The sequence below is a fragment of the uncultured Porticoccus sp. genome (assembly GCF_913061305.1).
Taxonomy (GTDB): domain Bacteria; phylum Pseudomonadota; class Gammaproteobacteria; order Pseudomonadales; family Porticoccaceae; genus Porticoccus.
The window spans coordinates 193,403-215,699 of sequence record NZ_CAJXST010000004.1; the positions used below are offsets into that span (position 1 = coordinate 193,403).

The 22,297-nt window shown below is 54.6% G+C and carries 25 protein-coding genes and 2 tRNA genes; 23 read left to right on the forward strand and 4 right to left on the reverse strand.

The features are described 5' to 3' along the window. Positions 1-40 precede the first annotated feature (40 nt). A complete protein-coding gene (locus QZ516_RS06335) occupies positions 41-496 on the reverse strand; it encodes an RDD family protein (protein ID WP_297187666.1) in 456 nt (151 codons plus the stop codon). 426 nt (positions 497-922) lie between these two features. Further along, positions 923-1,009, reverse strand: a tRNA-Leu gene (locus QZ516_RS06340). 130 nt (positions 1,010-1,139) lie between these two features. On the opposite strand from QZ516_RS06340, the gene queA reads away from it, so the two are divergent. The 5 genes from queA to QZ516_RS06365 all read left to right on the forward strand — a co-directional run bounded on the left by queA (position 1,140) and on the right by QZ516_RS06365 (position 6,596). Beyond that, on the forward strand, positions 1,140-2,192 hold the full coding sequence (queA, locus tag QZ516_RS06345) for a tRNA preQ1(34) S-adenosylmethionine ribosyltransferase-isomerase QueA (protein WP_297187885.1): 1,053 nt from the start codon (positions 1,140-1,142) through the stop codon (positions 2,190-2,192). Next, positions 2,189-3,316, forward strand: coding sequence for a tRNA guanosine(34) transglycosylase Tgt (gene tgt, locus QZ516_RS06350; RefSeq protein WP_297187668.1), 1,128 nt, complete (start codon positions 2,189-2,191; stop codon positions 3,314-3,316). The genes queA and tgt overlap by 4 nt, the downstream gene beginning before the upstream one ends. A gap of 123 nt (positions 3,317-3,439) precedes the next feature. Beyond that, a complete protein-coding gene (gene secD, locus QZ516_RS06355) occupies positions 3,440-5,293 on the forward strand; it encodes a protein translocase subunit SecD (protein ID WP_297187670.1) in 1,854 nt (617 codons plus the stop codon). 9 nt (positions 5,294-5,302) lie between these two features. Further along, a complete protein-coding gene (gene secF / locus QZ516_RS06360) occupies positions 5,303-6,223 on the forward strand; it encodes a protein translocase subunit SecF (protein ID WP_297187672.1) in 921 nt (306 codons plus the stop codon). Between the two features lie 160 nt (positions 6,224-6,383). After that, a complete protein-coding gene (locus tag QZ516_RS06365) occupies positions 6,384-6,596 on the forward strand; it encodes a cold-shock protein (protein WP_297187887.1) in 213 nt (70 codons plus the stop codon). A 130-nt stretch (positions 6,597-6,726) separates the two neighbouring features. On the opposite strand, the gene QZ516_RS06370 is transcribed toward QZ516_RS06365, so the two are convergent. Next, complete coding sequence (locus tag QZ516_RS06370; protein WP_297187673.1) at positions 6,727-7,308, reverse strand: transglycosylase SLT domain-containing protein; 582 nt, start codon at positions 7,306-7,308, stop codon at positions 6,727-6,729. Further along, positions 7,305-9,026 carry a proline--tRNA ligase gene (locus QZ516_RS06375; RefSeq protein WP_297187675.1) on the reverse strand — a complete coding sequence of 574 codons (1,722 nt, stop codon included), beginning with the start codon at positions 9,024-9,026 and terminating at the stop codon, positions 7,305-7,307. The genes QZ516_RS06370 and QZ516_RS06375 overlap by 4 nt, the downstream gene beginning before the upstream one ends. An 85-nt stretch (positions 9,027-9,111) precedes the next feature. Between QZ516_RS06375 and QZ516_RS06380 the strand changes: the two genes are divergently transcribed. From QZ516_RS06380 to QZ516_RS06465, 18 genes are all read left to right on the forward strand, one after another. Beyond that, positions 9,112-9,540 (forward strand): HIT domain-containing protein, encoded by a 429-nt coding sequence (locus QZ516_RS06380; protein WP_297187677.1) that lies wholly within the window; start codon positions 9,112-9,114, stop codon positions 9,538-9,540. 144 nt (positions 9,541-9,684) lie between these two features. Then, positions 9,685-9,969 (forward strand): zinc ribbon domain-containing protein, encoded by a 285-nt coding sequence (locus QZ516_RS06385; RefSeq protein ID WP_297187679.1) that lies wholly within the window; start codon positions 9,685-9,687, stop codon positions 9,967-9,969. A gap of 57 nt (positions 9,970-10,026) precedes the next feature. Further along, positions 10,027-11,802, forward strand: a complete 1,776-nt coding sequence (aspS, locus tag QZ516_RS06390; RefSeq protein WP_297187681.1) for an aspartate--tRNA ligase — start codon at positions 10,027-10,029, stop codon at positions 11,800-11,802. Positions 11,803-11,892: 90 nt separating this feature from the next. Next, a complete protein-coding gene (locus QZ516_RS06395) occupies positions 11,893-12,639 on the forward strand; it encodes a YebC/PmpR family DNA-binding transcriptional regulator (RefSeq protein ID WP_297187683.1) in 747 nt (248 codons plus the stop codon). Between the two features lie 77 nt (positions 12,640-12,716). Then, positions 12,717-13,073: a hypothetical protein gene (locus tag QZ516_RS06400; protein WP_297187685.1), complete on the forward strand. Its 357-nt coding sequence runs from the start codon at positions 12,717-12,719 to the stop codon at positions 13,071-13,073. Positions 13,074-13,214: 141 nt separating this feature from the next. Beyond that, on the forward strand, positions 13,215-13,733 hold the full coding sequence (ruvC, locus tag QZ516_RS06405; protein ID WP_297187687.1) for a crossover junction endodeoxyribonuclease RuvC: 519 nt from the start codon (positions 13,215-13,217) through the stop codon (positions 13,731-13,733). A gap of 33 nt (positions 13,734-13,766) precedes the next feature. Next, positions 13,767-14,369: a Holliday junction branch migration protein RuvA gene (gene ruvA / locus QZ516_RS06410; RefSeq protein WP_297187689.1), complete on the forward strand. Its 603-nt coding sequence runs from the start codon at positions 13,767-13,769 to the stop codon at positions 14,367-14,369. Positions 14,370-14,392: 23 nt separating this feature from the next. Then, entirely contained in the window at positions 14,393-15,430 is a 1,038-nt protein-coding gene (gene ruvB / locus QZ516_RS06415; protein WP_297187691.1) for a Holliday junction branch migration DNA helicase RuvB, read from the forward strand. After that, positions 15,427-15,828, forward strand: a complete 402-nt coding sequence (ybgC, locus tag QZ516_RS06420; RefSeq protein WP_297187693.1) for a tol-pal system-associated acyl-CoA thioesterase — start codon at positions 15,427-15,429, stop codon at positions 15,826-15,828. Before ruvB ends, ybgC begins: the two co-directional genes overlap by 4 nt. A gap of 18 nt (positions 15,829-15,846) precedes the next feature. Continuing rightward, positions 15,847-16,521 carry a protein TolQ gene (tolQ, locus tag QZ516_RS06425; protein ID WP_297187888.1) on the forward strand — a complete coding sequence of 225 codons (675 nt, stop codon included), beginning with the start codon at positions 15,847-15,849 and terminating at the stop codon, positions 16,519-16,521. Then, a complete protein-coding gene (tolR, locus tag QZ516_RS06430) occupies positions 16,521-16,958 on the forward strand; it encodes a protein TolR (RefSeq protein WP_036858348.1) in 438 nt (145 codons plus the stop codon). Before tolQ ends, tolR begins: the two co-directional genes overlap by 1 nt. A gap of 5 nt (positions 16,959-16,963) precedes the next feature. Beyond that, complete coding sequence (locus QZ516_RS06435; protein ID WP_297187695.1) at positions 16,964-17,677, forward strand: TonB family protein; 714 nt, start codon at positions 16,964-16,966, stop codon at positions 17,675-17,677. 42 nt (positions 17,678-17,719) lie between these two features. Continuing rightward, positions 17,720-18,967 (forward strand): Tol-Pal system beta propeller repeat protein TolB, encoded by a 1,248-nt coding sequence (tolB, locus tag QZ516_RS06440; RefSeq protein WP_297187697.1) that lies wholly within the window; start codon positions 17,720-17,722, stop codon positions 18,965-18,967. A gap of 30 nt (positions 18,968-18,997) precedes the next feature. After that, positions 18,998-19,504: a peptidoglycan-associated lipoprotein Pal gene (gene pal / locus QZ516_RS06445; protein WP_297187699.1), complete on the forward strand. Its 507-nt coding sequence runs from the start codon at positions 18,998-19,000 to the stop codon at positions 19,502-19,504. A 109-nt stretch (positions 19,505-19,613) separates the two neighbouring features. Next, positions 19,614-20,393: a YbgF trimerization domain-containing protein gene (locus tag QZ516_RS06450; RefSeq protein WP_297187701.1), complete on the forward strand. Its 780-nt coding sequence runs from the start codon at positions 19,614-19,616 to the stop codon at positions 20,391-20,393. A 67-nt stretch (positions 20,394-20,460) separates the two neighbouring features. Then, positions 20,461-21,111 (forward strand): 7-carboxy-7-deazaguanine synthase QueE, encoded by a 651-nt coding sequence (gene queE / locus QZ516_RS06455; protein ID WP_297187703.1) that lies wholly within the window; start codon positions 20,461-20,463, stop codon positions 21,109-21,111. Then, the gene (gene queC / locus QZ516_RS06460) at positions 21,112-21,804 is read left to right on the forward strand and encodes a 7-cyano-7-deazaguanine synthase QueC (protein ID WP_297187705.1); all 693 of its coding nucleotides are present in this window, start codon (positions 21,112-21,114) and stop codon (positions 21,802-21,804) included. It begins immediately after the preceding gene. Between the two features lie 47 nt (positions 21,805-21,851). After that, a tRNA-Lys gene (locus QZ516_RS06465) sits at positions 21,852-21,927 on the forward strand. The last annotated feature ends 370 nt before the right edge of the window (positions 21,928-22,297 follow it).

Sequence of the window (22,297 nt, forward strand, 5' to 3'; positions counted from 1 at the left end):
AACAGCGCCAACACAGGACGGGCAGCAGCGGGTTCCAGCCTTAAATACTGTCTTCAAACTGAACGGGTTCTTTGCCTGTATTGCGGATAACGACAGTGCTCGCCAGCTTGTCGTGCCAGCCCTGTTTGCGCTGGTCTATGCCCACCCAAATAAATCCAAGGCATAGTGGAACAGCGGATAAAATGTACGCAAAGTATCTGCCGATAGCCTGGCCGGTACGCATTTTTTCACCGGTGGATGCATCGACGATTTGTAATCTCATGACCATTTTACCGGGCGTGCCGAGATAATGTAGCCAAAACCATATTGTTGCGACAAATGGCACAACATAGCCAAGCATAACGTCCCAGAAGCCGTATATAAGTTTGTCCCCTACCCAATACTCTTCACCGTAAATAAGGCTTAATGGCACATATAAAACAATCATCATGATCACTAAATCAATGAGCAGTGCGCCAAATCTAATCCAGAAACCTGCGTATTCTTTATTTTCCATAAAGCAAAAACTCCTTAATGTGATTTAGTGGTTAACGGTTTTATATCACGCAGATACGCTGTGCGACATTTGATACTGGGATCTGTTTGGTAGGGCTTTGATATGGAATAGAAATTTCGGCATGTCTGGTTCCTATCAAAATAAAGTGAGATTTTTTGTTAGCTAAAATAACAGGATCTCATAACTTACCTGCCTGAGCAGAACTCGCTGTTTTTCTGATTATATTCCGGGCAATTGCTTGGAGAATGAGCGTCGCTCGAGTATAAGCCGCACGTTGGATTTGGCAACCTCAGGATATATTGCCTTGAATCAGGTGCGGGTGTTGGAATATCTGCCCTTGAGAATAAAAGGGAATTTTTTGTAGGGATAGGGAATTTTCGGAGGGATAAATCAGGGTTGAGGTATTTTAACCCTGTGATTTTTAAGTGGTACCAGAGGCCGGACTCGAACCGGCACGCTTTTAAGGGCGGGGGATTTTGAATCCCCTGTGTCTACCAATTTCACCACTCTGGCACAGGGGCGCGATTATAGCAGTGGTCCCCGGAGAAGCAATAGAGCGGTGTTGTTCTGATTGATGGGTGCGCTGGCTCTGGCGGTGGATTTCCATTACCCTTGCGGCCTTTTACAAGCCTCCCCCAAACGTATGCGCCGAGACCATTTTCATTACCCTCTGCCCGATGAGCTGATTGCCCGTCAGCCCGCTGCCGAACGCCGTGGCAGCCGTCTTCTGGTGGTGGATGGCGTGACGGGAGCGCTGCAGCATCTGCAGTTTCCGGCGATCAGTTCGCTGGTGAATTCTGGTGACCTGCTGGTGTTCAATAACACCCGGGTGATTCCGGCCCGGCTGTTTGGTCAGAAGGATTCCGGCGGCAAAGTTGAAATGTTGGTGGAGCGTCTGCTGGACGACCAGCGATTGCTGGCTCATCTGCGGGCCAGCAAATCACCCAAGGCGGGCACCCGACTTCAGTTCGAAGGCGGTGTGGAAGCCGAGGTGGAAGGTCGCGATGGCGATCTGTTCCGGCTGCGTTTTCTCGGTGACAGAACGGCACTGGATATTCTTGAGAGCCACGGCCATATGCCTTTGCCGCCTTACATTGATCGCGCCGATAACCCTGCTGACCGGGAGCGCTACCAGACGGTGTACGCTGAAAAGCCCGGTGCGGTAGCCGCGCCCACGGCGGGACTGCACTTTGATCGGGCGCTGCTCGACCAGCTTCGCGCAAAGGGTGTGGACTTTGCTTTTGTGACACTGCATGTCGGGGCGGGCACCTTTCAGCCGGTGCGGGTTGACCATATTCACGATCATCAGATGCACTCTGAGGTGATCGAGGTCTCGGCTGAGGTCTGTCAGCAGGTGCGGGAGACTCGCGCCCGGGGCGGTCGGGTTATTGCGGTCGGGACCACCAGCGTACGATGCCTGGAAAGTGCCGCCGCTGCTGGCCAGATACAACCGATGACCGGTGAGACCGATATTTTTATCTACCCCGGCTATTCGTTCAAACTGGTGGATGCCCTGCTGACCAATTTCCACCTGCCGGAATCGACGCTGCTGATGCTGGTGAGCGCCTTCTCCGGATACACACACATGATGAACGCCTACCGGCAGGCGGTGGTGGAGCGCTATCGGTTTTTCAGTTATGGCGATGCCATGTTTTTGACCCGCAATCCCGCTGCTGCAGAGGACATTCCCGAATGAGAAACAGTTGTTTTATGTCCTTTGAGGTGGCTTGCCGCGATGGCGAGGCGCGCCGTGGCAGAATGACCTTTCCCCGCGGCACGGTTGAAACGCCGGCATTTATGCCGGTGGGCACCTGTGGCACCGTCAAGGGCATGTTGCCGAGGGATGTTGAGGCCATCGGGGCCCAGATTCTGCTCGGCAATACCTTCCACCTGATGCTGCGCCCCGGCACAGATGTGGTGATGGAACATGGCGGATTGCATGAATTTATGCACTGGCCGGGACCAATCCTGACCGATTCCGGCGGCTTTCAGGTGTTCAGCCTCGGGGCGATCAGCAAGATCTCCGAGCAGGGCGTGGCTTTTCGTTCGCCGATCGATGGCAGTGCCGTGTTTCTCGATCCGGAGACATCCATTCGGGTGCAGCAGCAGCTCGGTGCGGACGTGGTGATGATCTTTGATGAGTGCACCCCTTACCCGGCAACCGAACAGCAGGCCCGTGCCTCAATGGAGCTTTCGCAGCGCTGGGCAAAGCGCAGCAAGGATGCCCACGGTGACAATCCCTCTGCGCTGTTTGGTATTGTGCAGGGCGGCATGTATGAGGACCTTCGCGATGCCTCCCTGGCCGGTCTCGAGTCAATCGGTTTTGACGGCTATGCCATTGGTGGTTTATCGGTGGGTGAGCCGAAAGAGGATATGTTGCGAATTCTGGATCATCTGCCGCCGAAAATGCCCCAGGACAAGCCCCGCTATCTGATGGGTGTGGGCAAGCCGCAGGATATTCTCGAAGCCGTGCGGCGGGGTATCGACATGTTCGACTGTGTGATGCCTACCCGCAATGCGCGCAATGGACATTTGTTCACCAGTGCCGGTGTCGTCAAGATCCGCAATGCGGTGCACCGGCACGATACCCGCCCCCTCGATGCGAACTGTGACTGCTATACCTGCCAGAATTTTAGCCGGGCCTATCTGCATCATCTGGAAAAGTGTGGTGAAATGCTCGGCGCTCAACTGAACACACTGCACAACCTGCGTTATTATCAGACGTTGATGACCGATATCCGTCAGGCCATCGCCGATGGCGGTCTCGATGAATTCGCCGTGCGGTTCTATGACCAGCAGGGTCTGGAACAGCCCGCTTGAGGTTTGCTCATTTGCCCCAATATGTGAGGGGTGCTCGATATTTTCCGCCGTTTCTGACAAGGGCGCTGCTTCCACCCTATAATGGTCAGCCTCTTGTTCAGGACTCAATAAAAGACTAGTGATATGAACCGTTATCCGTTATGGAAATACCTGCTGATTCTCTTTGTCGTCTCGTTGGGAGTGGTGTATGCCCTGCCCAATCTGTACGTGCCTGATCCGGCTGTACAGGTTTCCGGACAGAGTAGTGCGACCGTGGTCGATCAGCAGTTGCTGGATCAGATGGAGCAGGCTCTCAAGGATGAGGGTATCGAGTATTTCGGTGCAGAGAGCACGGGTGAAAACGCCCTCATTCGCCTGAAGGAGCGGGATCAGCAGTTGCCGGCCAAACGGGTCATTCAGCGGGCTCTCGGTTCCAATTATGTGGTGGCGCTTAACCTCGCACCCACAACCCCGGAGTGGCTTGCTGCGCTGGGGGCGCAACCGATGAAGCTCGGGCTCGACCTCAGTGGTGGCGTGCATTTCCTGCTGGAGGTCAATATTGACGAGGCGGTTGGCAAGCGGATGGAATCTTCGGTTCGGGAGATACGCGGTGCCATGCGTGAGCAGAAACTGCGCTACCACACGGTGAAGCTGGAGGAGGGGACGATTGTCAGCAAATTCCGCACTGAAGAAGAGCGGGATGAGGCGAACCAGATTCTCCGTCGCGACTTCCGCGATCTTACCACGCAGCTCACTACGGACGGCGGTTTGTTCACTATCCGCTCCAATATGTCGGAATCTGCGATCAGGGAAGTTGAGGATTACGCACTGAACCAGAACCTGGTGACCCTGAGAAACCGGGTTAATGAACTGGGGGTGTCCGAGCCCATCGTTCAGCGTCAGGGTCGCAACCGTGTAATGGTCGAGCTGCCCGGGGTTCAGGATACGGCTGAGGCGAAGCGGATTATCGGCAAGACAGCCAATCTTGAGTTCCGTCTTGAGGCCGAAGAACAGAACGTGGTCACGGCAGAAAAATTTGAATTTCTGAATGACAAATCCCGTTTTCCCGATGCCTGGCTGGAACGTACGGTGGTGATAACTGGCGACCATGTCTCGAACGCGACAGCCTCCTTTGATGAAAATGGCTTTCCGCAGGTGAATATCACGCTGGACAGTGATGGTGGCGCCCGTATGCATCGGGTTTCCCGCAAAAATATCGATCGTCGCCTGGGTGTGCTGTTTATCGAGTACAAGACCAACACGACCTATACCACCAATGAAAAGGGCGAACAGGTTGCGACGTCCGAGCGCTACGTCGAAAAGAAAATTATCAGTCTGGCCACCATTCGCAGTGCACTGGGCAAAACCTTCCGCATTACCGGTCTTGATAATCCCCGTGAGTCCTCGGAGCTGGCACTGCTGCTCCGTGCCGGCGGCCTGGCGGCACCCATGTATTTTGTAGAAGAGAGAACCATCGGTCCTTCGCTGGGCGCCGAGAATATTGCTCTGGGGGTTAAATCGGTCACCATCGGTATGGCGATGGTGCTGCTCTTTATGCTGGCCTACTACCGCGTCTTCGGCATCTTTGCCAATGTGGCGCTGGCTCTCAACCTGGTCATCATGGTTGCGGTTATGTCATTGTTGAGTGCAACCCTGACCCTCCCGGGTATCGCGGGTATCGTGCTGACGGTGGGGATGGCAGTGGATGCCAATGTGCTGATTTTTTCCCGAATCAGGGAGGAACTGGCCAACGGCCTGCCACCCCAGTCGGCCATCAATGCCGGCTATGACCGGGCTTTTGTCTCGATTCTGGATGCCAACCTGACGACCCTGATTGTGGCGGTGATTTTATACGCCGTTGGTTCCGGGCCGGTGCAGGGCTTCGCAGTCACCCTGTCGATCGGTATTTTGACATCGATGTTCACCGCAATTCTGGGTACCAGAGCGCTGGTCAATCTGGTCTATGGTGGCCGTACCATTAACAAAGTCTGGATTTAGGAGCTCACCATGACAACGCTACGTGTTATTGATTTCATGGGTCAGCGCAAATTGGCGGCGATCATCTCCATTTTATTGGTGTTGGGTTCGCTGGTTTCCCTGTCGGTGAAAGGCATCGTGCTGGGTCTTGATTTCACCGGAGGCACCCAGATAGAGGTGGGCTATCCAGAGCCGGCAGATTTATCAGTGATTCGCGCACAGCTGACTGAGAGCGGCTTTGAAAACCCCACTGTGATCTATTTTGGTTCCGAGAGTGACGTGCTGATCCGTTTGCAGGGTGAACCGGCAGCCGGCTTGTCCGATGAGGTGTTTGCTGCGCTGAAAAATAACACCGACAGCGAGATTGAAATGCGCCGGGTGGACTATGTGGGCCCCCAGGTGGGCGATGAGCTCCGCGAAGATGGCGGTCTGGGCATGCTGGCTGCGCTGGCCGTGGTGATGCTCTATGTGGCCATCCGGTTTCAATACAAGTTTTCCATTGGTGCTGTTCTTGCGCTGGTTCACGATGTGATTATCACGCTCGGGTTTTTCTCGATCACTGGCCTGGAATTTGATCTCACAGTGCTGGCGGCGGTGCTCGCCGTGATCGGTTACTCCCTGAATGACACGATTGTCGTGTTTGACCGAATACGGGAAAATTTTCGCCTGTTGCGAACGGCAGAGGCAAAAGAGGTCATTAATGAATCCCTGACACAATCGTTGCAGCGGACATTGCTTACCTCTCTGACAACCATTTTTGTGCTGGTGGCGCTGTTTGTTTTTGGCGGTGAGCTGATTCACAATTTTGCGATTGCACTGATTGTGGGTGTGGTAATCGGTACGTACTCCTCCATCTATGTGGCGTCAAATATGCTCATGGCTCTACGGATGACCAGAGAGAACCTACTGCCGCCCGAGAAGGAAGGAGAGGAGTTCGATGGGATGCCATAGGATTTCTTCACGATGACGTGCGCTGTACTTGAGGGATATGTCAAGGTATTTTTGCTTGCGCGTTTTTGTAAGCCGTTTTAAAGTGGGAATTGCGGGTCTTTGGCTGCCCGTATATTTACACCGCCAACCGAGGTTGGCACTAAGTGCTTACGAGGATTTTATGTCAGATTTAGTTACCGGTACCGTTAAGTGGTTCAATGAAGAAAAAGGGTATGGCTTTCTTGCGCAGGAGGGTGGCAAGGACGTCTTTGTACATTTCAGTGCTATTAACGGTACAGGCCGTCGCACACTTTATGAAGGGCAGCAGGTTTCTTTCGAAGTGACCGACGGTCAGAAAGGCCCGCAGGCACAAAACGTGACTGTTGTTGCCTGAGGCAAATGCCTGAGTTTAACCAATAAAAATGCCAGCATTAGCTGGCATTTTTTTGTGTTTTCGTTGCAGATGGTCATCACAGGGGTTTTTCGTTTGAAATAACCCTGTAGTGCTGTTTGCGCGTTTGCTTTTAGCGCCAGTTATCCCAGGCCAGCATGACTCTCTCTGGGTACCAGGTTTTACCATAGCTGCCGTTATAGCGGGCGAGCGCCAGCGCGAGATCGCCATTTTCCTTGTCCAGATAATACTTGAGAATGGTGCAGCCATAGCGCAGATTGGTATCGATGTTGATCAGATTGTCGTCCGCCCGGCCGATTTCGTGCTTCCAGAAGGGCATGACCTGCATCATACCCTGAGCGCCGGCACTGGAGACCGCGTAGGAGTCAAAGTGACTCTCCACCTGAATGACCGCGAGCACCACTTCCGGTGACAGTTCTGCCCGCGTGGCGGCCTGATGGATTTTACGCAGCAGATCGAGTCGCTCTTCGCTGTCAGGAATGTACCGGGCAAGCTGGGTGGATTTTGCCATCAGCCATACCTCGGCATCGAAACGATCCTCAAAGCTGTCGGCCTGTTCCACGGTCTTTTTCAGCAGGCTCAGCAGAGCCTGATCCACTTCCTGCACATCGCCCGCGAGAGAAACACTCAGCCAGAGAGCGGTGCTCGTCAGTGTCAGCCATCGCGCGATCATCTGGCCGACCGAGGCGCTCATCCGAGGGCCTGTGCCAGAAATTCAGGCAACTCCGTTACCGCGATTTGGCAGCTTTCCCCGCTGCGACGGTTGTAATATTCCACCTGACCCTGTTCAAGCCCGCGGTCACCCACGACGATGCGGTGAGGAATGCCCATTAATTCGATATCTGCCAGCATGACCCCTAACCGGGCTTTCTCTTCATCCATTAACAGTACGTCAAAACCTGCCTGTTGCAGATCGGAATAGAGTGTTTCGCAGGCATCGCGAACCGGTTCGGACTTGTGTAGATTGATCGGCACCACCGCGACCTGGAACGGGGCCAGGGCATCGGGCCAGATGATGCCTTTTTCGTCATGATTCTGCTCGATGGCAGCGGCCACAACGCGGCTTACGCCAATACCGTAGCAGCCCATCAACATGACCTGCTCGCGGCCTTCTTCATTGAGTACCCGGGCGTTCATGGCCTCACTGTATTTGGTGCCCAATTGAAAAATATGCCCCACTTCAATGCCGCGTTTGATCTCCAGTGTGCCCTGGCCGTCGGGACTGGCGTCGCCGGGGACCACATTGCGAATGTCCTCGACTTGCAGCGGCGGGCAGTCCCTCTCCCAGTTGACACCGGTGAGATGGTAATCATCGCGGTTGGCACCACAGACAAAATCTGCCAGATGGGCCGCGCTGCGATCCACAATGGTCGGAATGCTGAGCGCTACCGGACCAATGGATCCCACAGAACATCCCAGTATGGCTTTTACCTGAGCTTCGCTGGCAAAGGTCAGTGGTGATGCCACGCCCTGCAGTTTCTCGGCCTTGATAGCGTTGAGTTCGTGGTCGCCACGCAGCACCAGTGCCACCAGTGCGGTGGTGTTTTGGTCGGGTTCTCCCAGCACGATCAGGGTTTTTGCGATCTGCTCAGGTTTTACCCCGAGAAACCGGCTGACCTGTTCAATGCTGTGCTGGCCCGGGGTGGCCACTTCCTGCATGTCTGTCGATGCAGTTGGCCGACTGCCGGTCGGAGCCATGGCTTCGGCCATTTCCACGTTGGCGGCATAGTCGCTGGCGTTGGAGAAGGCGATATCGTCCTCGCCGGAGGCCGCCAGCACATGAAATTCATGGGAGTGGTTGCCGCCAATGCTGCCGGTATCCGCCAGGACGGGCCTGAAGTCGAGGCCGAGACGGCTGAAAATAGTGGTGTAAGCCGCGTGCATGGTGTCATAGGTCTGCTGCAGGCTGGCCTGATTCGCATGAAAGGAGTAGGCATCTTTCATCAGAAATTCCCGTGCGCGCATGATGCCAAAGCGGGGGCGGATTTCATCCCGGAATTTGGTCTGAATCTGATAGAAATTGGCGGGCAGTTGCTTGTAACTGCGCAGCTGGTTGCGGACCAGGTCGGTAATGACTTCCTCGTGGGTCGGGCCGAGGCAGAAGGCGCGGTCGTGACGGTCTTTCATTCTCAGCAGTTCCGGCCCGTACTGTTCCCAGCGACCGGACTCCTGCCAGAGTTCCGCCGGTTGGGTCACCGGCATCAGGACCTCCATGGCGCCGGCCCGGTTCATCTCTTCGCGGACAATGGCCTCCACTTTACGCAGCACCCGCAATCCCAGAGGCAACCAGTTGTAGAGCCCGGCGGCCAGCTTGCGGATCATGCCGGCGCGAATCATCAATTGATGGCTGATGACTTCGGCATCGGCCGGGGTTTCTTTTTGGGTAGCGATCAAAAACTGGCTGGCACGCATAGTTGATTCTTTGTCTTGGAGGTGAGTGTAAAAACCGCTATTTTACGGTGGAGCCCGCTTTGGGTACAGGACAAGAGGTTGTTAAATGTTTGAGCTCGATTCTGCACTGATGGCTGACACGGTAATTATTGGTGACTTTCCGTTGTGCCGGTTGTTGATCCACCGCGATGCCAATTATCCCTGGTTCATTCTGGTGCCACGGATTGCCGATGTGACGGAAATTTATCATTTGTCAGAGCAGGACCAGTATCAGCTGATTCGCGAATCCTCTCTGCTGGCGGAGACATTGGTGGATGTGTTCTCCCCGGATAAGGTCAATATCGCGACCCTGGGCAACCGGGTGGCCCAACTGCATGTGCATCATCTCGCCCGCTATAAAACGGACGGTGCCTGGCCCGATCCCATTTGGGGACGGCTGCCGGCACAGGGTTATACCGGGGAGTTGCTTGCGGCGCGGGTCGATCCAGTCGTCAATGTGCTGGTCGGGGACGGCTTCACCGCCCTTCAGAAATAGCCTTTTCGGCAGATTTTTGCGTACTGTGTCGGCCATTGCCCGGATTCAGGCTTTATCCAATCTTCTAGCCCCCTGGTTACTGGGGTATAATGCGCCGCTTTTATCAGGGGCGTTCTGCCCGCTCTAGAATCAGGGTATTTGGTTATGCCGATTTACAGTTATCAATGTCAGGCCTGCGGTCATGCGCTGGAGGCACTCCAAAAAATCAGTGACAAACCATTGACGGATTGTCCGGTTTGTCATCAGTCGGAATTGAAAAAACAGTTGACGGCTGCCGGTTTCCGGCTGAGTGGCAGCGGCTGGTATGAAACGGATTTCAAAAAAGAGAAAAGAAAGAATATTGCCGGCGACCAGCCCTCGGAAAGCAAGGCAAAGCCAGAAACAAAACCCAAACCCAAAGAGGCTGCCGGTTCCACCCCCGCTGCCTGAACCAATACCACCGGAAGCCCTGCCCGGCCTCCATTAGATTAACAACGGGAAGACATAATGCGGACAAGTTATTGTGGTGTGCTCGGCGCCGAACACATTGATCAGGAAGTCACCCTGTGCGGTTGGGTGGATCGTCGCCGCGACCACGGGGGTGTGATCTTTGTCGATTTGCGCGATCGTGAAGGTATCGTGCAGGTCGTGTTTGACCCGGATTGTGGCGAGCATTTTGCCCTTGCCGACCGGGTTCGCAGTGAGTATGTGCTGCAGGTGACTGGTCGGGTTCGCGCCAGAACCCCCGAAACCGTCAACCCGGAAATGGCCACTGGTCAGATTGAAATTTATGGTCTGGCGGTGCAGATACTGAATGCCTCTGAAACGCCGCCTTTCCCGCTGGATCAGCACAACAAGGTGGGCGAGGAAGTGCGGCTCAAGTACCGCTATCTGGACCTGCGCCGGCCGGAAATGCTCAACAACATGCGGTTTCGCTCCAGGGTGACCAATATTATCCGCAACTTTCTCGATCAACGGGGGTTTCTGGATATTGAAACCCCGATCCTGACCCGGGCCACGCCGGAGGGCGCCCGCGATTACCTGGTGCCGAGCCGCACCCACGAAGGCAAGTTCTTTGCGCTGCCGCAGTCGCCACAATTGTTCAAGCAGTTGCTGATGGTGTCGGGGGTGGACCGTTATTACCAGATCGCAAAATGTTTCCGTGACGAAGACCTCCGGGCCGACCGCCAGCCTGAATTTACCCAGGTTGATGTGGAAATGTCGTTTACCTCGGAAGCGGAGATCATGGCCATCAATGAGGAAATGATCCGCACGGTTTTCCAGGAGGTGCTCGAGGTGGATCTGGGGGATTTCCCCTCCATGCCTCATAGCGAGGCCATCATGCGCTATGGCAGCGATAAACCGGATTTGCGGATTCCCCTCGAATTGGTGGAAATCAAGGATCTGATGACAGAAGTGGATTTCAAGGTGTTTTCCGGGCCAGCCAATGATCCAAAGGCTCGTGTCACGGCGTTGAAGGTACCTGGTGGCAACGAGATCAGTCGCAAGCAGATAGATGATTACACCAGGTTTGTCGGTATTTATGGTGCCCGGGGGCTGGCCTATATCAAGGTCAATAACAGGGAAGATCTGGAAGAGGGGCTGCAATCCCCGATCGTCAAGTTTCTGCCGTTGGACGTGCGTGCCGCCATACTCGATCGCACCGCCGCCGAGAATGGCGACCTGATTTTCTTTGGTGCAGATAACCACCGTGTTGTGACCGAAGCTTTGGGTGCTCTGCGCTGCAAACTCGGTGCAGACCTGAATCTCTACACCTGTCAGTGGGCGCCGTTGTGGGTGATCGACTTCCCGATGTTTGAAGAAGACGGGGAGGGCGGTTGGACCTCCCTGCATCATCCCTTTACCCGACCGGCCTGCTCGGTGGAAACGCTTGAGGCCGATCCGGAAAAAGCCCTGTCGATTGCCTACGATATGGTGTTGAACGGCACGGAACTCGGTGGTGGTTCGATTCGTATCCACAACCCCGATATGCAGCATGCAGTCTTCAAGGTGCTGGGTATCAGTGAGGCAGAAGCGGACGAAAAATTCGGTTTCCTGATCGACGCCCTGAAATTTGGTTGTCCACCCCATGGCGGGTTGGCGTTTGGTCTGGACCGGCTGATTATGTTGATGACCGGTAGCCATTCGATTCGCGATGTGATCGCTTTCCCGAAAACCCAGACTGCGGCCTGCGTCATGACCGATGCGCCGGGCGGGGTTGATAATCGGCAATTGCGTGAACTGAATATTCGTTTGCGGGAGAAAAAACCGGCGGATAGCTGATTTATTCCGCAGTGCGCTGACCGGCGCAACACGATAAAAAACGGCTGTTGGCGAGATGGCCACAGCCCGGCAGTATGGGAGATTTTTGTTATGGCAGGTCACAGCAAATGGGCCAATATCAAGCACCGCAAGGCAGCACAGGATGCCAAGCGCGGCAAGGTATTCACCAAACTGATTCGCGAGCTGGTTGTGGCTGCAAAATCCGGTGGGCCTCTGCCGGAGGATAACCCCCGGCTTCGCGCCGCAGTGGACAAAGCGCTCGGTAATAACATGAAGCGCGACACCATTGATAAAGCCATTGCCAGGGGGGCCGGTGCCGGTGAAGGCGACAATTATGAAGAGGTGACCTACGAGGGTTACGGGGTCGGAGGTATCGCTGTGCTGGTGGACTGTATGACGGATAACCGCAATCGTACGGTTTCCGATGTGCGCCACGCATTCACCAAGCGCGGTGGCAATCTGGGCACGGACGGGTCGGTCGCCTACCTGTTTAATCGTACCGGTCAAATCAGTTATCCCGCCGGGGTTGATGAAAACCGGTTAATCGAAGTTGCCCTGGAAGCGGGCGCAGAAGATGTGGTGACCAATGATGATGGTTCCATGGATGTGCTCACCGCGTGGGAAGACTTCAGTGCAGTCAAAGAGGCCCTGCAGGGAGCCGGCCTAGAGCCGGAAAGTGCAGAGGTCACCATGCTGGCATCCATTACTGTGCCCGTTGATCTGGACGGTGCAGAGAAACTGCTGGCGCTGGTGGATCATCTGGAAGATCTGGATGATGTGCAGAATGTATTTACCAATGCGGATATTCCTGCGTCGGTGATGGCTGAGCTCGGCTGATAATCGGTTGGGCCAGAGAGTAAACCCGGGTGTATCCCGATATTGTTAACAGAACGAGTAATCACAGGAGAGACAGGATGAAAGTACTTCAGAAAACTGACGAGTACACCATTTATCAAAAACGCTCAGGCCGCTATGCCGTTGAAGGCGCCGACAAGAAGATCATTAATGGTGACGAAAAAGTCAGCATTCTGGTCGCCGCGGGTGTCGTCAAGCAGGCAGTTGCCAAACCCGCGCCGGTAGAAGAGGCGGTTGTTGAAGAAGCCCCCGCTGAGGAAGCCCCGGCAGAAGCAGCCCCGGCAGAAGAAGCTCCAGCAGAAGAAGCTCCAGCAGAAGAGGTTGTGGCAGAGGCAGCTCCAGCAGAAGAGGCGCCTGCTGCTGAAACATCCGCAGAAGCAGCTCCCGCTGAATCGGTAGATGAAGAAACCAAATAAAAGTTGTTGCTGTGTGAACGCAAAAAGGCGGCTGGCAACAGCCGCCTTTTTTAGTGGGGACAGTGTCGATGGAGCAGGTGGCTCTTGTTTTTTTAAGTGATTAGGATACTGTGACAATATACAGTATTTCGGGCGACTCCCATGACACTGATTCTCGGTATAGATCCCGGTTCGAGAAAGACCGGCTTTGGCCTTGTCAACGCCGTTGGTTCCAATGCTGAGTATGTTGCCAGTGGCATTATTCGCCTGCCGGATGGGGCGCTTCCGGATCGTCTCAAGGTGATCTTTGAGAGCCTTTCCAGCATTATCGAAGAGCATCATCCTGAGACAATGGCCATTGAGGATGTTTTCTTTGCTCGAGACCCCAGGGCTGCGTTGAAGCTCGGGCAGGCCCGTGGCGCGGCGATTGTGGCGGGTGTTGCTGCGGGGTTGTCGGTGGCCGAATATGCCGCGCGGTCGGTCAAACAGTCGGTGGTCGGCAGTGGTGCGGCTGGCAAGGAGCAGGTGCAGCACATGGTCACACGGTTGTTGAAGTTGCCTTCGGCACCCTCTGAGGATGCCGCAGACGCACTTGCCGTGGCACTCTGCCACGCGCAAACGATGCGCACCACGGCCGGGTTGCCCCCCGATGTTCGTTATGCCAGAGGGCGGTATAAATAATATGGCGAGTCCTATAACGAGAGGGGTTGCGAGGTGATCGGAAGAATTCATGGCACATTGCTGGAGCGCAAGGCGCCGGAACTGCTGATTGATGTGCAGGGTGTCGGCTACGAAGTGTTGGTGTCGCTCAATACGTTTTTTGATTTGCCGGCACCGGGCCAGACCGTGACTCTCCATACGCACTTTGTGGTGCGGGAGGATGTGCAGCAACTTTACGGCTTTGCCGATACTGTCGAGCGCGAGTTATTTCGCAGCCTGATCAGGGTCAGTGGCGTGGGGCCGAAAATGGCGCTGGCGATTTTATCCGGGATGACGGCGGCTGATTTTGCCCATTCAGTACAGCACAACGATACCGCGACCCTGGTGCGATTACCCGGCGTCGGCAAAAAAACAGCCGAGCGCCTGATCGTGGAAATGCGGGATCGTCTCAATCATTTTTCCACCGATTCGGCGGACTCCCCACTCACTGGCCCGGCAGGACGACAAACCGATACGGTCAGGGAGGCCGAGAGTGCACTGATTGCACTGGGTTACAAGCCCCAGGAGGCGGCCCGGATGATAACGGCCGTAGCCAGCGAAGGGCAATCCAGTCAGGAATTGATTCGCCTTGCCCTGAAAAGCATGGTTAAAAGCTAGCCCGTGCAAGATATACTGCGCCCATGATTGAGAACGATCGTCTGATATCCCCGGAAGCTTCCGTGCAGGAAGAGCGCTTTGATCGTGCGATTCGCCCCCTGAGTCTGGCCGACTATGTCGGGCAGCAGGCGGTCCGTGAGCAGATGGAAATATTTATCGGTGCTGCACGCAGGCGCGGTGAGCCACTGGACCACACGCTGGTGTTTGGCCCCCCGGGTCTGGGCAAGACCACGTTGGCTCATATCATTGCCAACGAAATGGGCGTGGACCTAAAAACCACTTCCGGCCCGGTGCTGGAGAAAGCCGGTGATCTGGCGGCCCTGATGACCAATCTGGAGCCGGGTGATGTGCTGTTCATTGATGAGATTCATCGTCTGAGTCCCGTGGTGGAAGAGGTTATCTATCCGGCCATGGAAGACTACCAGCTGGATATCATGATCGGCGAAGGGCCTGCTGCGCGTTCCATCAAGCTGGACTTACCACCCTTTACCCTGGTTGGTGCAACCACCCGGGCGGGGTTGCTCACGTCGCCGTTGCGCGATCGATTTGGTATCGTGCAGCGTCTTGAGTTTTATTCTGTGGACGAGTTGAGCACGATTGTCGCGCGCTCTGCGGATATTCTCGGGGTGGCCATGGGGCAGCAGGGGGCTCTGGAAATTGCCCGCCGTGCGAGGGGTACCCCCAGGATTGCCAATCGCCTGTTGCGCAGGGTCAGGGACTACGCCGAGATCAAGGCAGATGGCAAGATCAGTGCGGAGGTGGCCGATCAGGCACTGAATATGCTCAATGTGGATGCCAATGGTTTTGATCATATGGATCGACGGCTGATGCTGACCATCATGCAGAAGTTTGATGGCGGGCCGGTGGGGGTGGACAGCCTCGCGGCCGCGATCAGCGAAGAGCGGGGAACAATCGAGGACGTGCTGGAACCGTTTCTGATCCAGCAGGGATATTTGATGAGAACCACTCGGGGCAGAATGGTGACACGCCTTGCCTACCAGCACTTCGGTCTGAAAAGTCCACAAAAAATTGACCAACAACTGGATTTCATGGAGAAATGACGAGCGAATATTGTCTACCGATCCGTGTGTATGTGGAAGACACTGACGCGGGCGGGATTGTCTACTACGCCAATTATCTGAAGTACCTTGAGCGCGCCCGCACTGAACTGATGCGGTCGTTGGGTTATGACAAGCCAGCCCTGTTTGAGGGCATGCAGTTTGTGGTCTGTTCGGTGGAATTGAAGTACCGGCAACCGGCAGTATTGGATGACCAGATTGTTGCCACGGCCAAACTGGTCGCCGTGAGCAGAACTTCATTCACCATCGCCCAAAAAGTGCTGAGGGGTGAGCAGGTTCTGGTCGAAGGGGTCGTAAAAGCGGCCTGTATCAATCATCAAACGAAGCGACCCACGGCCATCCCGGCCGAGATGTTGCAAACATTGCAAGCCGCTATTTAACAAGAAAACAGGAGTTACCTGGTGACCGAACAATTATCACTCTGGAGTCTGATTGCCGATGCTTCCCTGCTGGTGCAATTTGTCATGACGCTGTTATTTTTTGCTTCGATCATCTCCTGGGTAATGATCATCCAACGCGGGCTATACCTGAGAAATGCGGGGATGAATTTGCGCAAATTTGAGGATAATTTCTGGTCCGGGGTAGATCTTAATCAGCTCTATACGGAGATTGGTGGCAGAGGTGCCGCCGAAGGTCTGGCGAGTGTATTCCGCGCGGGCTTCCGCGAATTCAACCGCCTGGCCCAGCAGGCAAATGTTGATGCGGACACGGTCATCGAAGGCACCGAGCGGTCCATGCGAATTGCCCTGTCCCGGGAGGAGGAGCGACTCAATCGGAATTTACCCTTTCTGGCCAGTGTTGCGTCGGTGAGTCCCTACATTGGTTTGTTTGGCACCGTCTGGGGGATCATGAACTCCTTTCGCGGACTGGCAACAGTACAGCAAGCCACCCTGGCTACGGTTGCGCCGGGTATCTCTGAAGCCTTGATCGCCACAGCCATGGGCTTGTTTGCCGCGATTCCGGCGGTGCTGGCCTACAATCGCTATTCAGCGTCGGCGGATAGTATCTACAGCGGCTATCAAACCTTTGCCGAGGAATTTTCCAGTATTCTGCACCGCCGGGTACACGGTTAATGGCTATCCGAACTCCCAAGCATAAAAGGCGGCTGGTGGCTGAAATCAATGTGGTGCCGTACATTGATGTGATGCTGGTGTTGCTGATTGTCTTTATGGTGACAGCTCCCATGTTGATGCAGGGGGTCAAGGTGGAGCTGCCACAGGCACCGTCCGCACCGCTTGACGACAAGGACCTGGAACCCCTCATTGTTTCTGTGAAGGCCGATGGAACTTACTATCTGGATCTCGGCAATGGCAAGAATATTGAAGAGCCGCTCACCTCTATTATAGAAAAAGTGCAGAAGGTGATGGGCGTGCAGCCGAAGACGCCCGTACTGGTCTGGGGCGATGCAAAAGTGGATTATGGTACTGTGGTCAGGTTGATGAGCGAGCTGCAGAATGCCGGTGCGCCCTCTGTCGGGCTGGTCACCGAGCCGCCGCCAGGGAAAAACTAGCTACCGTGTTCTCCGGCAAAGTCTCCTCATTTACCGTTGCCGTTGTGGTGAGCCTGCTGTTGCATGCTTGCATGTTGGTGCTATTGGTGGTGCATTGGGAACCGGAGAGGAAACAACGAAAAATTACCCAGCCGAAATATGTTCAGGCAACGTTGCTCAAACTGGAAGAAAAGGCCAAACCCAAGCCAAAGCCCTCGGTGCCTAAAGCGGCACCCAAGCCAGCGCCCAAACCGACTCCGAAACCGGCCCCCAAGCCCAAGCCAAAGCCAGCTCCGAAGCCGGCGCCAAAACCGGAACCCAAACCCGCGCCAAAACCGAAACCGGAGCCCAAGCCGCAAATAGACCATCAGCAGCTTGAACAGGCGCTGGCCAGTGCTCTGGCCGAGGAAGAGGCGTTTTTGGCAGCCGCAAACGATGAGGAGTTGGCCAGCAGTTACGCGGATTACATTTTTGAGCGAGTGGCCGCCAACTGGAGTCGTCCTCCCAGTGCCCGTCGCGATATGGAGGTTGAGTTGCTGGTGCAACTGGTACCAACCGGTCAAGTGGTCAGCGTTGTTGTTGTCAGATCCAGTGGTAATACGGCATTTGATCGTTCTGCCGAGCAGGCCATCCTTAAAGTGGGCAGGTTCGAAAAGCTACAGGAACTGCCACCGAAGGTGTTCGAGACTTATTTTCGTAAATTGCCGTTAATTTTCAGGCCAGATGATTTGAGGTTATAAACAGTGAGGAAAATCGGGTTTCTATTAAGTGTGTGTGTGCTGGTGACGTGCTGGCTGCCATCAGCATCTGCTGAATTCGCCATCGAAATTACTCAGGGCGTCGACAATCCGACCCGTATCGCCATTTCACCGATGACACTCGGCGGTCGGGCGTTGCCCGAAGATATCAGTAAAATTGTTTCGGCGGATCTGGATCGCAGTGGCCTGTTCAGTTCGATATCCCGGCAAAACATGTTGTCATTTCCCGCTCGTGAGAATGATGTCTACTTGCGTGACTGGCGGGTTCTCGGTGCAGAATACCTGGTGGTTGGCGACGTGACTGATCAGGGGGGTAGTTACAAGGTGACGTTCAGCCTTATGGAAATGGCTGGAGGCCGCAAGTTGTTTACCAAGGCGGTGGATGGAAAGGCTGCACAGTTGCGAGATATCGCCCACCACATCAGCGATCAGGTGTATGAAACTATCACCGGTATCCCCGGTGCCTTCTCTACCCGCATTGCCTATGTGAGCGCTATTCCCAAGAACGGAAAAATGTCATTTCGCCTGATGGTGTCTGATGCGGATGGTGCCAGAGAACGTTTGCTGTTGGCATCAGACGAGCCAATCATGTCACCGGCCTGGTCCCCAGATGCCAAGGAGTTGGTGTATGTCTCTTTTGAAACAGGCAGGCCGGCCATTTTTCGTCAAAATCTTGCCACGGCAGCCCGCGAACAGTTGACCAATTTCCGGGGGCTCAACGGTGCACCCTCCTGGTCACCCGATGGTCGAAAGTTGGCTCTGGTATTGTCAAAAGATGGCAATCCCGAACTTTATACATTTGACTTGATCACACGAAAATTTACGCGCCTGACCACCCATTTTGCGATTGATACCGAACCAAACTGGATGCCGGACGGAAAATCGCTCGTTTTCACCTCAGATAGGGGCGGAGCGCCACAAATTTATAAGTTAACCATTGCCAGCGGGCAGGTAGAACGCTTAACCTTTACAGGGTCGTACAATGCCAGACCAAGACTTGCTCCTGATGGGCGCACTTTAGTTATGGTGCACCGCGATAAAGGCGATTTTCATATCGCCTCTCAGGACCTGGTTACGGGCGACCTGAGAGTTTTAACACAAACGTATCTGGATGAATCCCCTACAGTTGCCCCGAATGGTGCTATGTTAATTTACGCAACCAAGCAGGGCAGCAAGGGAGTACTGGCAGCTGTTTCGCTGGATGCGGGTGTGAAATTTTTACTGCCAGCAACTGTCGGCGATGTCCGAGAGCCTGCCTGGTCACCAAAATAAACAAGCTACATTTAGTTACAGGAGAAAAAAATGAAAAATCAACTGCTCAAATACGGCGCTTTGGTTACCGTTGTGATGGCGCTGTTATCGGGCTGTTCATCGACCGGTACTGAAACAGATACAGCGGGTGCCGGCACGTCAGTGCCAAGCAGCCAGGTGTCTACAGGTTCAGTATCGACTGAAGGCGTTACTGCTACGACACTGGGTACAGATACCGCTGTGCCACGGGTATTCTACTTCGAGTTTGATCGCGCGGTTCTCAATGCTGAATCTACCGCTGCGTTGCGTCTCCATGCCGAATGGTTGCATGCCAATCCGGTCAATGTTCGTCTGGAAGGTCATGCCGATGAGCGTGGAACACGCGAATACAACATGGCGCTCGGTGAGCGTCGCGCCAATGCCGTTCGCGATTTCCTGATTTCCGAGGGTGTGAATGGCAATTTGCTGGAAGTGATCAGCTATGGTGAGGAAAGCCCTGCTTCCCTGGATAGCAATGAAACTGCCTGGGCGTTGAATCGTCGCGTAGAAATGAAGTAATCGCGCCGCAGGCGCCTTTGCTGTTTTTAGCAAACGTCCGGTGTTCAAACACCGGACGTTTGCCTTTCTCGTGTAGCGTTTTCCCGTGCCATTGGTAGAGGATATCTCCATGCGTGTGACTGCAGTTGGTATTATTCTTTTCTCTCTCCTGCCCATTGTTGGTTTTGCCGCTGCGCCCGTCTCTGAACTTGGCAGACAGTCGCAAGATACCTCTCCCAGGGTCGTCCCTGTCCCACCTGCCGAACCCGCTCAGACATCCGCCTTTAATGGGGGCGCTCAATACCAGATGCAAATGTTGCAGGAGGAAGTCCGAACCCTGCGGGGTATGGTGGAAGAGTTGAGCCACGAAATCCGTCAGTTAAAATCCCGTCAGCTGGATGACTACATGGACCTCGATCGGCGGCTCAGTGCTATTGCAGCCGGTGACTCGTCGGTGACCCCCACCCCAAACCGGGCTGATGGCCCTTCAGCTGAGAGCCCCTCTGCTAACAGTCCCGCTGCCGAAAGTGTCAATTCCGGCACGGATGAAGCAAAGCACTACAACAATGCCTACAACCAGTTAAAAGCGGGTAAGACCGAAGACGCCATTGCTCTTTTCAAAAAACATCTCTCCGATTATCCGGATGGCAAGCTGGTGGCCAATGCGCATTACTGGTTAGGTGAAATTTATCTGCTACAAAATGATCTGGATGCTGCCCGTCAGGCTTTCTCTGCTGTGGTAGAACAGTATCCGGCGAACCGTAAGGCCTCCGACGCCGCCTTCAAGCTCGGCCAGGTGTATTTCCTGATGGGTGATAAAGCGAAGGCTAAATCCCTGTTGGAGACCTCCGCTGCAGGCAATGATAACGCGGCGACCCTGGCAAAACGCTATCTGGATCAACACTTTTAATCGGTCAGACCTTCTGATTTTGCAAATGTCGGTTAAACTGCGGCATTGATGACATGCAGTACCTCCCATGAACCCAACGTCTGTCCGCATTACTGAAATTTTTTATTCTCTCCAGGGTGAGTCGTCCACGGTTGGCCTGCCGACGGTTTTCGTGCGACTGACCGGTTGTCCGTTGCGTTGTCATTATTGCGACACGGAATATGCTTTCTACGGTGGCGAGCGGCGCTCAATCGAGCAGGTTTTGGATGAAGTGAGTACTTTTAAGGCTTCGCGGGTGTGTGTCACCGGTGGCGAACCGCTGGCCCAGAAGTCCTGCCTGCCGCTGTTGACCGCGCTTTGTGATAAGGGGTACCAAGTGAGCCTGGAAACAGCGGGTGCGTTATCCCTGGCCGAGGTGGACCCCAGAGTGATCAAGGTGATGGATCTGAAAACCCCCGCCTCTGGTGAGGTCAATCGCAACCTGTATGAAAATATTGCTTACCTGAAACCCTCCGATCAGATTAAGTTTGTGATCTGTGACAGGCAGGACTACGAATGGGCCCGGATGAAGCTTGATGAATTCGATCTGCCGGGCTGTGTCACTGACATCCTCTTTTCTCCGAGTTTCGGCCAGCAAGATGCCACCGAGCTGGCAGAGTGGGTGCTGAATGACAGGTTGCCGGTCAGGTTTCAGCTTCAATTGCATAAACTGTTGTGGAAAGATGCCCCGGGACACTGAATGACTGAGAACGAAAATAACAGGGCCGTGGTGCTGGTATCCGGCGGCCTGGACTCTACGACGGTGCTGGCGCTGGCAAAAAGTCAGGGATTCAGCTGCTATACCCTGAGCTTTGATTACGGGCAGCGGGCCCAGGCAGAACTGGTTGCCGCCCGGCGCTGTTCTGAACAGCTGGGTGCCGAGGAGCACAAGGTTATTAAGTTGGACCTGAGGGCTATTGGCGGCTCTGCCCTGACCGATGACCGTATTGATGTGCCAGAGGAGCAGACCAGCGGCATTCCCGTGACTTACGTGCCGGCCCGCAATACGGTATTTCTCTCCATTGCGCTGGGTTGGGCAGAGGTGCTGGGTGCCCAGGATATTTTCATCGGGGTCAACGCGGTGGATTATTCCGGTTATCCGGACTGTCGTCCCGACTACATCGAAGCCTTTGAAAAAATGGCCAACCTCGCCACTAAATCAGGGATTGAAGGGCATTACCTGCGAATCAACAAACCGTTGATCAATCTCACCAAAGCAGAAATTATCCTTCAGGGCACGTTGGCGGGCGTTGATTATGCGGAAACAGTCTCCTGCTATCAGGCGAACGAGCGAGGTTTTGCCTGTGGCCGATGCGATAGTTGCCGGTTAAGAATATCGGGATTTCAGGAAGCCGGGTTGCCAGATCCCACCCGTTATATCGGCACAGAATAAACACTTGATTTTTGACTCCCCATAAGTAAGATATGCGCCTCTTCTGAGGGTCGTTAGCTCAGTTGGTAGAGCAGTTGGCTTTTAACCAATTGGTCGCTGGTTCGAATCCAGCACGACCCACCAAACAAATAAAAAGGCCACCCCAATGGGGTGGCCTTTTTATTTGTAGGCGATTTGTTGTGGCTTCGTTCGTTAAAGCGTGGTTCGACAAACTCCGTCAGGAGTTTGGACCGAGCGGCTGCAGGCCGCGAAGCCCTTAAGGGGTCAAAACAGTGACAAACTGTTTTGAGTCAATCCAGCACGACCCACCAAATACAGAAATGCCGGGCTTGTCCCGGCTTTTTTGTGTCTGCGCGTAGGGCTGGTTGAGGTGCGTGCAGTGCAGGCCGTAGTAATTCTCGACTCGAGGTGGCGGAGTGGTGATGCTGCACTATTTTAAGCGGGCCTGCGGATTCGGGTCGTGAACGGCGGCTGTTTGTCAGGGTCACATTCA

Coding starts and splice junctions, on each gene's coding strand:
- QZ516_RS06335 (WP_297187666.1), bottom strand. CDS start 496: ATGGAAAATAAAGAATACGCAGGTTTCTGGATTAGATTTGGCGCACTG.
- queA (WP_297187885.1), top strand. CDS start 1,140: ATGCGCCGAGACCATTTTCATTACCCTCTGCCCGATGAGCTGATTGCC.
- tgt (WP_297187668.1), top strand. CDS start 2,189: ATGAGAAACAGTTGTTTTATGTCCTTTGAGGTGGCTTGCCGCGATGGC.
- secD (WP_297187670.1), top strand. CDS start 3,440: ATGAACCGTTATCCGTTATGGAAATACCTGCTGATTCTCTTTGTCGTC.
- secF (WP_297187672.1), top strand. CDS start 5,303: ATGACAACGCTACGTGTTATTGATTTCATGGGTCAGCGCAAATTGGCG.
- QZ516_RS06365 (WP_297187887.1), top strand. CDS start 6,384: ATGTCAGATTTAGTTACCGGTACCGTTAAGTGGTTCAATGAAGAAAAA.
- QZ516_RS06370 (WP_297187673.1), bottom strand. CDS start 7,308: ATGAGCGCCTCGGTCGGCCAGATGATCGCGCGATGGCTGACACTGACG.
- QZ516_RS06375 (WP_297187675.1), bottom strand. CDS start 9,026: ATGCGTGCCAGCCAGTTTTTGATCGCTACCCAAAAAGAAACCCCGGCC.
- QZ516_RS06380 (WP_297187677.1), top strand. CDS start 9,112: ATGTTTGAGCTCGATTCTGCACTGATGGCTGACACGGTAATTATTGGT.
- QZ516_RS06385 (WP_297187679.1), top strand. CDS start 9,685: ATGCCGATTTACAGTTATCAATGTCAGGCCTGCGGTCATGCGCTGGAG.
- aspS (WP_297187681.1), top strand. CDS start 10,027: ATGCGGACAAGTTATTGTGGTGTGCTCGGCGCCGAACACATTGATCAG.
- QZ516_RS06395 (WP_297187683.1), top strand. CDS start 11,893: ATGGCAGGTCACAGCAAATGGGCCAATATCAAGCACCGCAAGGCAGCA.
- QZ516_RS06400 (WP_297187685.1), top strand. CDS start 12,717: ATGAAAGTACTTCAGAAAACTGACGAGTACACCATTTATCAAAAACGC.
- ruvC (WP_297187687.1), top strand. CDS start 13,215: ATGACACTGATTCTCGGTATAGATCCCGGTTCGAGAAAGACCGGCTTT.
- ruvB (WP_297187691.1), top strand. CDS start 14,393: ATGATTGAGAACGATCGTCTGATATCCCCGGAAGCTTCCGTGCAGGAA.
- ybgC (WP_297187693.1), top strand. CDS start 15,427: ATGACGAGCGAATATTGTCTACCGATCCGTGTGTATGTGGAAGACACT.
- tolR (WP_036858348.1), top strand. CDS start 16,521: ATGGCTATCCGAACTCCCAAGCATAAAAGGCGGCTGGTGGCTGAAATC.
- pal (WP_297187699.1), top strand. CDS start 18,998: ATGAAAAATCAACTGCTCAAATACGGCGCTTTGGTTACCGTTGTGATG.
- QZ516_RS06450 (WP_297187701.1), top strand. CDS start 19,614: ATGCGTGTGACTGCAGTTGGTATTATTCTTTTCTCTCTCCTGCCCATT.
- queE (WP_297187703.1), top strand. CDS start 20,461: ATGAACCCAACGTCTGTCCGCATTACTGAAATTTTTTATTCTCTCCAG.
- queC (WP_297187705.1), top strand. CDS start 21,112: ATGACTGAGAACGAAAATAACAGGGCCGTGGTGCTGGTATCCGGCGGC.